Below are 11,366 nucleotides of genomic sequence, written 5' to 3' on the forward strand. Positions count from 1 at the left end.
GTCTTGGCGTCGGTGGATATCCTCACAACGACCGAAGAGCACGACACCTTGATGCGAGCGCCTTGGGACGAGGCGAAGGCGCTGCAGCGACCGCTCGCGGACGGCGTGCTGAAGATCGTGGCTACCGGCGAGAAGGAAGACCCAGCCGCAATCTCCTAGTGTTGTGCACAAGAGGGCTGAACACGTGGACAATCGCCAGTGCCGACGATTTCAAATCCCAGCCTTGTGTTAACCGACCGGAACTAGGGCGAGAGACGAAGATTCGTCTCGGTGGAGCGATCGTTGACCCGCCCGTCTCTCAGGGATTACAGGTGCAGGCCACGGCCTTGCGGAGCCACTTCGTGCAAGTGCTCCTCCGGTGCCGAGGCGATCGCCCGACGAGGGAGGGCAACGACGGCTGCCTTTCCTAACGGACGGATTCCGGAAGGCAAAGTGACAGATGACGCTATCTAGGCTTTCACCGACATCGCGAAGGCGATGTCCATGAGCGGCCATCCACTTCTCGATCCGGCGCACGCCTATCTGTCCCAGTCCCGGCTGTGCAAGGAGTTCGGCCCTGGTATGGAGCGACGCAATCTCGAGGAGATATTTCATGCGCGTCAACGGCTCTCTGCCGACCAACGCAGCGAGGGGGCTGTGAACCAATATGACTGCAATCCGCTCCGGCAACTGACCGTAGCTTTGCTCGAAGGCTCTCCTCAAGGTCAGTTCCACCCGAACCTGCAAACATTCCAAGGATCGTTCTAAGATCACCTCTAGCAGAGCCGTAGGGCGTTGTCCTTGCTGTACACGCCTCGGTTGATCTCGATTAGACAAGTTCTAGATCGAAGGCGCTCCAAATCGAAATCGGAACACGCCAAATTCCGTCGAACGGATCGCGAATGAAATGGGATGGGACCCGTTAAGCGATGAGTTCCCGGCGCGAGATTGTCGAGAGCAGAGACTGCGCAATCTCCTGCGACCGCACGGCAATCACCGAAAGCAGCGTGTCGCTCAGGCCGTGGGAGGATTCCGAATAGCCCTGGAGGTGGATCTGCGGCCGGAACGCCGGATTGGTCACGAGCCGGTAGTTGCGATCCAGCGCCGCATCGCGAATATAGCGGCGGATCGGTTCGAGAAACCCGTGCGGCGTATCCCTGTCGTATCCCGTCGCCAGAACGACCACGTCATAGGTCGAACGACGGTTTTCGCCGCGAAACTTGTCGATCACGCCGATCTCGATGCCGTCCGGTCCCGCATCCACATTGGTAATCTCGCTGCGGGGACGCAACACGACCCTTGCGTCGCCGCCGACGCGCTGCTGGTAGAGCAGCCGATACAGCTGGTCCAGCAGGTCGGAATCGACGACGGCATAGTTGGTGTTCCGGAAGTTGCGGACGATCGCATCCCGCCGGTCGGCAGGCTGCGCGTAGACGAAGTCCGTATAGTCGGGGTTGAAGATCTCGTTGACGAAGGGACTGCTGTCGGACGGCTTGAGAGCATGGCCGCGGAAGATCAGATCGATATGCGCTTCGGGACATCGGCCCTGAAGATCGACCGTTACCTCGGTCGCGCTCTGTCCGCCACCGACGACGGCCACGCGCACGGTCCGACCGCGCGGGACAACGCGCTCGATCAGGTCGAGATAGCGGCTGGAATGCAGCAGCCTGCGATCGTCGGCAGCCTTGGCAAACACCTGCGGAACATAGGGCTGGCCTCCCACCGCGACCACGAGATTTCGCGCCAGCCGCACGGTCTCCCCGCCGGCGAGCGAGCGCGAATGCACCCGCAACGACGTCACCGTCTGCCCGGCCGTCACCGGCTCGACGGCGACGATGGTCTCGCCGTAAGCGGCCTGCGACTTGAAATGGCCCGCCACCCACTGCAGGTAATCATTGAACTCGACCCTGCTCGGATAGAACGTCCGGCAGTTGATGAAATCCAGCAGGCGGCCGCGCTTGTGCAGGTAGTTCACGAAGGTGAAGGGACTGGTCGGATCGCGCAAGGAGACCAGATCTTTGAGAAACGATATCTGCATGTCGCTGCCCGGAAGCAGCATGCCGCCATGCCAGGTGAAGTGCGGTTGCTTCTCCACGAACAGCGGCGTGCATTTCAGCCGTGATCGCTTCGCGCATTCGTCCAATGCGATGGCGAGTGCGAGGTTGGAAGGCCCAAATCCGACGCCAATGACGTCGTGCTCGATCGCAAGTTGATGAGACATGAAGCCGCGCTCCGCTTGCGCTTTAAGAGGAGACCGTTGGGCCGGCCACTGCCGGAAGCCAAAGCCGATCGCCGAAGAAGCGCTCGCGCAACAGCATGACCAGGGTCGCGCGCTTGTGGGGAAAGTCGAAATTCTTGATCTTCGCAAACCCCGAGCGCTCGAGATTGCGAAGCTGCTGGGAGTGCGCCGCCGCCGGCTCCCCGACGATCCGCTGCGTACGGCAATCGTCGAGAAACATGTAGTGCATCAGAGACGGCAGCCACGCGCTGATGTAACGACCGCCGCGAAAAGCGTCCTCGCCCACGACCACGTGCCATCCCCGGTCATAGTCATCGGCATCATAGAACGGCGCGATGCGATTTTCCTTGGCCCAATAGAGCTCGAAATAGCCGAACGGCTCATCACCGAAGCAGCCTATCAACGGCAGCATATGGGGATCAGCCAGGATGCCGGCCAGATACCGCCGATGCTTGTCGAGATCACCCGCCTCGTTCCAGAACGCATCGACGCGGGGGTCATTCATCCAGCGATGCAACAAATGGAGATCATTCTCGAGATCGGCCACGCGAAACGAGATGACCTCCGACAGCCAGGGAATGAAACGGCCGTACACCTTTCCCGCCGGCTTTGCGGCGCGGCGCGGATGGCGCTTGCCGTCCGTCATGACGTGGAGTTGCGGCAATGGCGGTCGCCCGGGGTTGACCAGCCAATTGTCCCGCCGCTGCATGACCAGTTCGGGCAGCAGCACCAGCTGCCCCTCGGACACGATGGCGAGACCACTCTCTGTCAGCTCTCGTGCAAGCGGCGCTCTTCCAGCGAAGTCCAGAACGAGCCGATCGGCGCCCGGTCGCCAGGCAAACAGCGCCTCGGCGGACGCCGACACCGCCCGTGCCGCAACCTCGCGGTCGTCCGAAGCATTCAGGATCTCGATGTGATCGACGCGCTCGCGCAGACGCAGTTCCAACGCGGTCACATCCGCGGCGACGACGCGAAGACGATCGCCCTCCTGGAAAACGGTCTGGGCGGAATATGGGCCGACCGGGAACGCACGAGGTCCGGTCCCGGAATCCGAAGCCTTGTTCATCCGGCCCTCGCATCTCGATCATCGCTGAGGCGTGGTGTAGATCACTCACCTACAGGCTGACAAGAAATGCGCGCACACGCAGATTAGATTCTCTACAAATCTGACGGCCTGTCGCAAAACGGGATCGCATGACGTGGTTTGCGTGCGACAGATGGCATCAGAGGCTCGCTAAAATGTGTCTAAAGCCGGCGCATGGGTTGGAACAGCTGAAGCCCCAACGACGTTGCTGCCCTTCGCCTCGCTTGCGACGATCTTGCCGTCGCGCAGCCGCACCAGATGATCCGCAATCCCGAAATAGCGATCATCGTGTGAAATCACGATGATGGTCTTTCCGAGACGCTTTAGATCGGGCAGCAGCTCCGTATAGAAGATGTGCCGGAACGCCGGATCCTGATCTGCGGCCCATTCGTCGAATACGAGCACGGGTCTTTCCTCGAGCCATGCATTCATCAGCGCCAATCGCTTGCGCTGTCCGGTCGACAGGTCCGTCGTCGTGAACACGCCGTTCTCGACCGAAACCTTGTGCGCGACCTCCAGCCGCTGGAGATAGCGTTCCGCGACATCAGGAACCACGCCCTCTCCACGAATGAGATCCTCAAACAGATAATAGTCGGAGAAGATGGTCGTGAAGAGCTGGCGGTAATCGTCGCGTGTCTCCGTCAGGACCGGCGAACCGTCCCGCAGCACGGCGCCGCCATGCGGAGCATAAAGGCCCAGCAACAACTTGATCAGGGTCGTCTTTCCGCTGCCGTTCTGCCCCACGATGAAGACGATGTCGCCTTGCCGAACGAGCAGATCAACCGGCCCGAGGACAAAGGGATCGCTGCCCGGCACGGCGCGAAAAGCATAGGTTACGCCGCGGAGCTCGATGGATTCGATGGTGGTCTTGGCGGGCGCAGCGGGAGCACTGGCCAGCAGATCGTGCTCGGGGGTCGAGAACTGCTCCGAGAGCTCCGCAATGCGGCGCATCGCGACCTGGGCGCGGCCGAGCGCCGGCAGGATGCCGATGACCTGGTCGATGGGCCCGCGCATAAAGAGCAGCACCAGCACGAACCCGCTGGACACCGCAACGGGACTGTCGGGCCACAGGAACGGTCGCAAGGTCAGCGCCACGCCGATCACGACGAAGAACAGCATCGTCCCGAACGCCCGCGCCGTCACGAACAGATTGATCGACCTGATCTGCACCGAGCTGATCCGGTCGACGGTCTGCTGGAGCTGCTCGACATAGACGCGCCGACGGCGCACGCGATTAAGGCGCAGCTCCTTGGCACCTTCGGCGATCGCGCGATACTGCTTGTGCAGCTGATCTTCGGCCTCTCGCGCGGCGCTGAAGCCGCGAACGCCGCGCGTCCGCGCATATCCATGCGCCAGCGATCCCAGCACGATGACGACTCCCGTGATCAGGAAAAGCTGCCAAGACAGCACCGCCAGGTAAACCATGCAGCCGAGCGCGATCACGAGCGACACGAAAAAGGACGAAAAGAAGAACGCGAAATCGCTGATCGTGTCGACATCCTGCGTGAGAACCGGGATCAGGCGATGCGTCCGGTAGATTTCGAGCTGATCGATCGGCGCAGCCAGAATTTTGGCGGCGAGCGACTTACGAAGCTCGGCGATGATCCGCTGTCCGACATAATTGGCGCTGATGTCGGCGCCAATGGAACCGATCAGGATCAGAAGGCACAGGCCAGCGAAGGCGAAAAACAGCGTTACCACGTCGGCCTGCGTGGCATAAAGCCCATGATTCACGACCGCGAGCAACGCCGCGACGGAGGCACCGCCGACCACTCCCAGAACGCTGCCGCCGAGCACGAGTGGCCAGTAAGGCCGCAGGAGCTGCAGGATCTGCGTCGTCAGGCCGCTTCGTGAGTTCATGATGAGAGCCGCGCTGGAGGAGACCTGAAGCGAACCTATATGGCCGGACAAGCCGTGCCGAAGTGATGCGAATACATGATGGCGGCCCCGCAACTCCAGCGCTTATTTTCGCTGCTCTTTCGATGGATTCTAATTTGGGATCGGCAATGCCTTTAATATGATGCGGGTAGTATCGCTTTTGCATCGCAGCCGGCGAGCGAGCAGGATTTATGATCCAGAGCCGTGCCAGGCCGCGACATCCGGACATCGAAGCACTTGCAGGCTGGCATCGGACAGGGCCGGTGGAGAATGACTTTGGACTTGCTGATCTCCGAAACCCGCATCGCGCTTCCCGACGCCGCCGGCCTCGCCGCGCGGATGATCGATCATCTGGCCGAGCATGACATCGCCTTCGAGGACCGGGACGGTCTCATGGTGGCGAAACTGCCGTTCGGCACCAGTTCCCTCGCCGTCGAGGCCGAAGCGCTCAAGATTCGCGTCGAGGCCAACGACAAGGGTAATCTGGAAATGCTGCGCTCGGTCGTCGCCTCGCATGTGATCGAGTTCGCGGGCGACATTGCCCCGACCATCATTTGGTCCGGTCACGAATCCAGCGGCGGCACGCTGGCCAATTTCCGTGAAATGCGGCTGAAGTCCGCGATCACCCTGACGCCGCACATGCGGCGGCTGACCTTCACGGGCGACGATATCGCCCGTTTCGTGAATGACGACGACCTGCACGTGCGGCTGTACTTCCCGCCCGAGGGCCTCGCCAAGCCCGAATGGCCGTGGCCCGCGCCCGACGGACGTATCCTGTGGCCGGAGCCCGACCGCAGGCCCGTCACCCGCTATTACACGATCCGCCGCATCGACTTGCAGAGCCGCGAGATCGACATCGACTTCGTGGTCCATGATCATGCCGGGCCGGGCTCGGCGTTCGCCGTCAACGCGACGGCCGGCGCCATCTGCGGCATGGCCGGCCCGCTCGGCCGGGGCATTCGTCCGGCGCGCTGGATGCTGCTGGCGGGCGACGAAACCGCCCTGCCCGCCATCGCGCGAATTCTGGAGACGCTGCCCGCGACAGCGGCGGGTGAGGCCTTTATCGAGGTCGCGGATCGGCGCGAGGAACTTCCGCTGGCCGCCCCGGCCGGGGTAGCAATCCGCTGGTTGCATCGCGAGGGCCGTCCAGCCGGGACGACGCAGCTCCTGGTCGACGCCGTCAAGGCGGTGCGATGGCCGCACCATCAGGACGTCTTCGCCTGGATCGCGTGTGAGGCGCAGGCGCTGAAGGCCCTGCGCAACCATCTGCGCGATGAGCGAAAGCTTTCCCGCCACCAACTTCTGGCCGTCGCCTATTGGAGCCTGCGCCAACCATGACGATCCAACACGCGCAGACGAGCGAAAGGACGCTCGCCTTGCCAACCGACGTCACGCAGGCCTCGCTGGAAGCGCCCGCCCCCTTGTTCCAGCTCGACCAGGTCGGCTTCGCGGTGGCCGGGCGCGCGCTGCTCGAACCGCTGACGCTATCCCTTCCCGCGCGCAGCGTCGTCGGACTGATCGGCCATAATGGCTCCGGCAAATCGACCTTGCTGAAATTATTGTCGCGCCAGCAGCCAAGCTCGTCGGGAACGATCCGTTTCGAAGGCCGCGCACTGCGCGCCTGGAGCGATCGGGACTATGCCCGCAAGGTCGCCTACCTGCCGCAGCAGACGCCGCCCGCCGCCGGCATGCTGGTCAAGGAGCTGGTCGCACTCGGCCGCTATCCCTGGCACGGCGCGCTCGGACGGTTCGGTGACATCGACCGCGAGAAGGTCGCAAACGCCATGGCGTTGACCCATATCGAACCCTTTGCGGATCGCCTGGTCGATACGTTGTCCGGCGGCGAGCGCCAGCGGGTGTGGATCGCCATGCTGGTTGCGCAGGACGCCGAGTGCCTGCTGCTTGACGAGCCGACCTCGGCGCTCGACATCGCTCATCAGATCGAAGTGCTGTCGCTGGTCAGGCAGCTCGCCCGCGAGCGCAATCTCGGCGTGGTCGTGGTGCTCCACGACGTCAACATGGCCGCCCGCTTCTGCGACGAGATCATCGCGCTGCATTCCGGGAAGCTGATCGCGCGCGGCACACCGGACAAGATCATGACGCCGGCCGAGCTCGAAAACATCTACGGCATCCCCATGGGCGTGATGCCGTCGCCGGACCATGGCCATCTCATCAGCTTCGCGCGGTGAGCGCCGTCAACCGCGCTGCGGGCGCAGCAGCCAGATGAGATAGGGTCCGGCAAGCATCATGGCGAAGATGCCGGCGGGCATCTGGAACGGGAAGATCACCATGCGTCCGGCCCAATCCGCCGTGACCATCAGGATCGCCCCGATCAACGCGGCCAGCGCCGCCTGATGCAGCGCGCGCTGCGCCCCCATCATCCGTGCCATATGCGGCGCGATGAATCCGACCAGGCTCAGAAGACCAACCATCAGCGTGGCCGTCGCCGTCAGCAACGCCGTCAGCAGCATGATGATGACGCGGCTCCGCGTCAGCGAGATGCCGATCGAACGCGAGGTCGCAGGTCCCAGCGGCAGGATATCGAGCCAACGGGACAGCATTGGCACCATGATCAGCAGAACGAGCGCCGCGGCGGCGAGGATTGCGGCCTCGGCCGGGCCGATCTGGTAGAGCGAGCCTGTCAGCAGCGACAGCAGCGTGCCGATGCGGGGATCACCGGTGGCCAGCGCCATGGCAATGATCGCGCCGAATGCCGCGCTCATGGCGACGCCTGCCAGCAGCACGCGCTCCGGACTGAACTCGGACCGCCGGCTGAACAGCAGCACCAGCGCCAGCACGATGAAGGCGCCGATCCCGGCCGCTGCAATCTGCTCCAGCCGGGTGTGGGCGGGAAAGAGATAGAGCAGAACGATTACGCCCATCGCGGCGCCATAGCTGATGCCCATGACTTCCGGCGCGGCCATCGGATTTCCGGTCATCCGCTGCAGCAGCGTGCCGGCGACCGCCAGTGTCGCGCCTGCTGCCAGCGCCGACACCACGCGCGGCCAGCGCCACGGCCAGAATTCCTGCAAGCCCGACAGGCCGCTCCAGCGCCAGCCGTCGGAGCCGACGCCGAGGGCGAGTGCGATCCAGACGGCAAGCAGCAGCAAGACGAGCGCGAACAGGATCACGCGCCAGGGATGATCGAGCCGCGCCGGAACGGATGGCGTGAGGTTTCCCATCGGCATGGTGGCCCGCAGCCGCGGCAGCAGCACGAGCAACATTGGCGCGCCGATCAGGGCCGTCACCGCACCGGCCGGCATTTCGCGATAGCCGGGCGGGATCAGAAGCACGAGCTGATCCGTCAGCCACAGCAGCAGGGCGCCGCAAAGTGGCGCCCAGATCAGCCGGTCGCGAAACCGGCGCGCGCCTGACAGCATGACGATGGCCGGCGCGGACAAACCGATAAATCCCATGACGCCGACCACGCTGACGACCGACGCGCTGAGCGCGATCGCGATGACGAGTGCGAAAACCCGGGCCCTCGTCAATCCGAGGCCCAGATTGCGCGCGGTCTCGTCGTCGAAGCCGAGCAGGGTCAGCGGACGAACCATCGCCGCGATCAGCACGATCGAAATCAACAGCCGCGGCGCCAGGAACGTGACATTGCTCCAATCCTGCTGATTGAGGAAGCCGGCGCCCCAGATGAACAGACCGATCAGATATTCGTGGTTGAGCAGTACCAGCGCCTGGGTGGTCACCGCGCAGTAGTAGCTGACGATCAATCCAGCGAGCACCAGGACGACGGGCGACAGCGCACGCTTCCAGGTCAGCCCGAACACGCACAGGAACGCAGCGAACCCGCCGCACAGCGCAATCCACTCGCGGCCGAAGACCAGCAGCGACGGCGCCCACAGGGTCATTATGGCCAGCGCAAGATAGGCGCCGTTCAGGACGCCGATGGTGCTCGGCTCCGCAAGCGGATTGCGCAACACCTGCTGAGAGACCGTGCCGGCAAGACCGAGGGCTGCGCCGGCCAGCAGCGCCACTGCGATGCGCGGAAAAACGGTGTAGCGCACGAGCATCTGTTGGGGATCGGTGACCTCCGGCCGCCACAACACCGGCAGCCAAGCGCCGGCGGGCAGATATCCGGACAGGTTGCGCCAGGTCAGCGCGGCCGCCGCTGCCAGCAGCAAGCCGATCAGCACCGCCGGATGCATCTCCAAGCCGGACCGGGCCGGCAGTGCCTCAACCTTGCTCATGGCTTTCCCGCGGCAGACGTTCGGCGAGAAGGCGGGCGAAACGTTCGGCCGCCGGCACGCCGCCATAGAAGAACTGATTACCCAGGACCGTCAGCCGATGCGACCGAAGAGACGGCAGGGTTTGAAGCACAGGGCTTGCCTTCAGTAGCGCTTCGACATCGGCGACCCGCGAGGTCATCAACACCAGCCGCGCGTCCGGAACCGCGGCGAGCACTTCGAGCCCAACACTGGTATGGCCCCATGGGCCGCTCTGTCCGGTCCAGGCATTCCTCAATCCGCACTGATCGAGCACCTCCTGATAGAGGCTGTTCGGACCGAACACGAGCGCGCGGTTGCGCGCGATCTCGCTGACGAGATAGAGGGGCTTGCCGCCGCGACCGCGGAGCTGCTCACGATAGCCGGCCATGGCGACGTCGAAACGGGCGAAATAGGCTTCGCACGCCGGCTGCACTCCGAGACGTTTGGCAAGCTCCAGCGTCGAACGGCGCGCCGTGTCGAGAGGATGCCCGCCGGGTCTGAAGATCGTGAACGTTTCGACCGGCGCGATCAGCTTGAGCCGGGGGACGGCGGCCGCAATGCTGGGATCGATGACGATGATGTCGGGGGCGAAGCTCTGCAGCAGTTCGAGATTTGGCTCCGAACGCAGACCGACCTCCTGAACGCTGGGCGGAACAGGCGGCTCGACGACGAGCCGGCCATAGCGCTCGATCTCCGGAATCACCAGCGGCACGACGCCGAGCGCCAGTATCGTCTGGGCACAGGCCCAGCCGAGCGCGGCAATTCGGAGCCCAGCTTGCGGTCCACTGGTTTGGGCAAATGCCATTGGCCATGGGCCCGCAATGGCCGTGCCTCCGATCGCTGCGCCCGCGCCGAGGAGCGCACGGCGGGACAGCCTATGGTCTGGAATAGACGTGCTCATGGGATCCGTTCAGGCGCCTCTCGCACAGAAGCGCGAGAGATGATGATCATGACATACTCTCGTTCACACTGCATTGCCATATCAGGCCGCCTTTTCGCCAGCGGCGAGAAAGGCCTTGGCCAGCGCCCGCCCGATCGTCGCCCTCGCCTGCAAGGCATCGGCCACGACATTCCCCATACGCAGGAATTCATGGATCATGCCGGGATAAACGTGCAGATCGACGGGAACGCCGGCCGACGCCAAGCGGGCTGCATAATCGCGTCCCTCGTCAACCAGGGGATCGAACTCGGCGAGGACGATGCATGCGGGAACGAGGCCCGACAAATCATCCGCTGTGAGCGGCGCGAACCGCCAATCGTCGCGGTCCGACTCGTCGCGGAGATATTGCCGGAAGAACCAGTCGACAGTGCTGCGCTCCAGCAGATGGCCGGTACCGTAGCGCTCGTAGGATGCGGAGGTTTGTCGGGAGCTGAGGCCGGGATAAGCGAGAACCTGAAGCACCGGCTGCGGAAGGCCCGTGTTTGTCCTCGCTTCGATCGCAAGCGCGGCAGCAAGCGTTCCGCCGGCGCTGTCGCCGCCGACGGCGATCCGGCGCGGGTCGAGCCCGATCGCGCGGCCCTCGAGGCCGATCCAGGCCAGCGCATCGACCGCATCCTCGAAGGCCGTCGGAAACTTGTGCTCCGGCGCAAGCCTGTAGCCGATCGAGAGCACGGCCGCGCCGCTGTCCTCGGCCAGGCCGCGGCACAATGGCTGATGCGAGTCGAGGCTGCCGACGACGAAGCCGCCGCCGTGCATGTAAAGAAGAATCGGAATGGGAGTGCGTTCGCTCGGCTGCGCGCTCGCATAAAGCCGCGCCTCGATCAGCGCGCCATCCCGTGTCGGCAGCGACAAACGCCGCTCATAGGCCAGGGCCGGCGGATCGACATCGAGCAGCGGCGAGGACGCATCGAAATCGGCTCGCGCCTGCGCCGCGGTCAATTGCGGAAACGGAATGCGCGCGCCGCTTTCGGTGCCGGCCTGCACCATCTCGAGCAATGCTGCGATATCTGGATCAAGACTCAAAGG

9 protein-coding genes and 1 pseudogene are annotated in these 11,366 nt (G+C 63.9%); 4 read left to right on the forward strand and 6 right to left on the reverse strand.

Translation table 11 applies throughout. From position 1 onward, the window contains the following. Positions 1–18: 18 nt before the first annotated feature. Positions 19–159 (forward strand): annotated as a pseudogene (locus tag AC066S_RS24360) (SOS response-associated peptidase); the annotation flags it as partial. Positions 160–483: 324 nt separating this feature from the next. After that, positions 484–747 (forward strand): hypothetical protein, encoded by a 264-nt coding sequence (locus AC066S_RS24365; protein ID WP_478270812.1) that lies wholly within the window; start codon positions 484–486, stop codon positions 745–747. Between the two features lie 154 nt (positions 748–901). Here the strand turns inward: AC066S_RS24365 and AC066S_RS24370 are convergent, their stop codons facing one another. The 3 genes from AC066S_RS24370 to AC066S_RS24380 all read right to left on the reverse strand — a co-directional run bounded on the left by AC066S_RS24370 (position 902) and on the right by AC066S_RS24380 (position 5,162). Continuing rightward, positions 902–2,200: a lysine N(6)-hydroxylase/L-ornithine N(5)-oxygenase family protein gene (locus tag AC066S_RS24370; protein WP_126258906.1), complete on the reverse strand. Its 1,299-nt coding sequence runs from the start codon at positions 2,198–2,200 to the stop codon at positions 902–904. Between the two features lie 22 nt (positions 2,201–2,222). Further along, the gene (locus AC066S_RS24375) at positions 2,223–3,284 is read right to left on the reverse strand and encodes a GNAT family N-acetyltransferase (RefSeq protein ID WP_135171608.1); all 1,062 of its coding nucleotides are present in this window, start codon (positions 3,282–3,284) and stop codon (positions 2,223–2,225) included. 168 nt (positions 3,285–3,452) lie between these two features. Further along, positions 3,453–5,162 carry a cyclic peptide export ABC transporter gene (locus AC066S_RS24380; protein ID WP_478270813.1) on the reverse strand — a complete coding sequence of 570 codons (1,710 nt, stop codon included), beginning with the start codon at positions 5,160–5,162 and terminating at the stop codon, positions 3,453–3,455. 294 nt (positions 5,163–5,456) lie between these two features. Here AC066S_RS24380 and AC066S_RS24385 point away from each other — a divergent pair, with 294 nt between their 5' ends. Together AC066S_RS24385 and AC066S_RS24390 are read left to right on the forward strand one after the other, a co-directional pair. Beyond that, positions 5,457–6,518 (forward strand): siderophore-interacting protein, encoded by a 1,062-nt coding sequence (locus AC066S_RS24385; RefSeq protein WP_164718763.1) that lies wholly within the window; start codon positions 5,457–5,459, stop codon positions 6,516–6,518. Beyond that, positions 6,515–7,369 (forward strand): ATP-binding cassette domain-containing protein, encoded by an 855-nt coding sequence (locus tag AC066S_RS24390; RefSeq protein WP_126258902.1) that lies wholly within the window; start codon positions 6,515–6,517, stop codon positions 7,367–7,369. The genes AC066S_RS24385 and AC066S_RS24390 overlap by 4 nt, the downstream gene beginning before the upstream one ends. Before the next feature lie 6 nt (positions 7,370–7,375). Here the strand turns inward: AC066S_RS24390 and fhuB are convergent, their stop codons facing one another. The 3 genes from fhuB to AC066S_RS24405 form a co-directional block, all read right to left on the reverse strand. Then, positions 7,376–9,382, reverse strand: a complete 2,007-nt coding sequence (gene fhuB, locus AC066S_RS24395; RefSeq protein ID WP_478270814.1) for a Fe(3+)-hydroxamate ABC transporter permease FhuB — start codon at positions 9,380–9,382, stop codon at positions 7,376–7,378. Then, positions 9,369–10,205, reverse strand: coding sequence for an ABC transporter substrate-binding protein (locus AC066S_RS24400; protein ID WP_167767799.1), 837 nt, complete (start codon positions 10,203–10,205; stop codon positions 9,369–9,371). The genes fhuB and AC066S_RS24400 overlap by 14 nt, the downstream gene beginning before the upstream one ends. Positions 10,206–10,382: 177 nt before the next feature. Further along, positions 10,383–11,363, reverse strand: a complete 981-nt coding sequence (locus AC066S_RS24405) for an alpha/beta hydrolase (RefSeq protein WP_478270815.1) — start codon at positions 11,361–11,363, stop codon at positions 10,383–10,385. Positions 11,364–11,366 lie beyond the last annotated feature (3 nt).

The sequence above is a fragment of the Bradyrhizobium sp. CFUWI genome, from assembly GCF_056429085.1.

Coding starts and splice junctions, on each gene's coding strand:
- AC066S_RS24365 (WP_478270812.1), top strand. CDS start 484: ATGAGCGGCCATCCACTTCTCGATCCGGCGCACGCCTATCTGTCCCAG.
- AC066S_RS24370 (WP_126258906.1), bottom strand. CDS start 2,200: ATGTCTCATCAACTTGCGATCGAGCACGACGTCATTGGCGTCGGATTT.
- AC066S_RS24375 (WP_135171608.1), bottom strand. CDS start 3,284: ATGAACAAGGCTTCGGATTCCGGGACCGGACCTCGTGCGTTCCCGGTC.
- AC066S_RS24380 (WP_478270813.1), bottom strand. CDS start 5,162: ATGAACTCACGAAGCGGCCTGACGACGCAGATCCTGCAGCTCCTGCGG.
- AC066S_RS24390 (WP_126258902.1), top strand. CDS start 6,515: ATGACGATCCAACACGCGCAGACGAGCGAAAGGACGCTCGCCTTGCCA.
- fhuB (WP_478270814.1), bottom strand. CDS start 9,382: ATGAGCAAGGTTGAGGCACTGCCGGCCCGGTCCGGCTTGGAGATGCAT.
- AC066S_RS24400 (WP_167767799.1), bottom strand. CDS start 10,205: ATGGCATTTGCCCAAACCAGTGGACCGCAAGCTGGGCTCCGAATTGCC.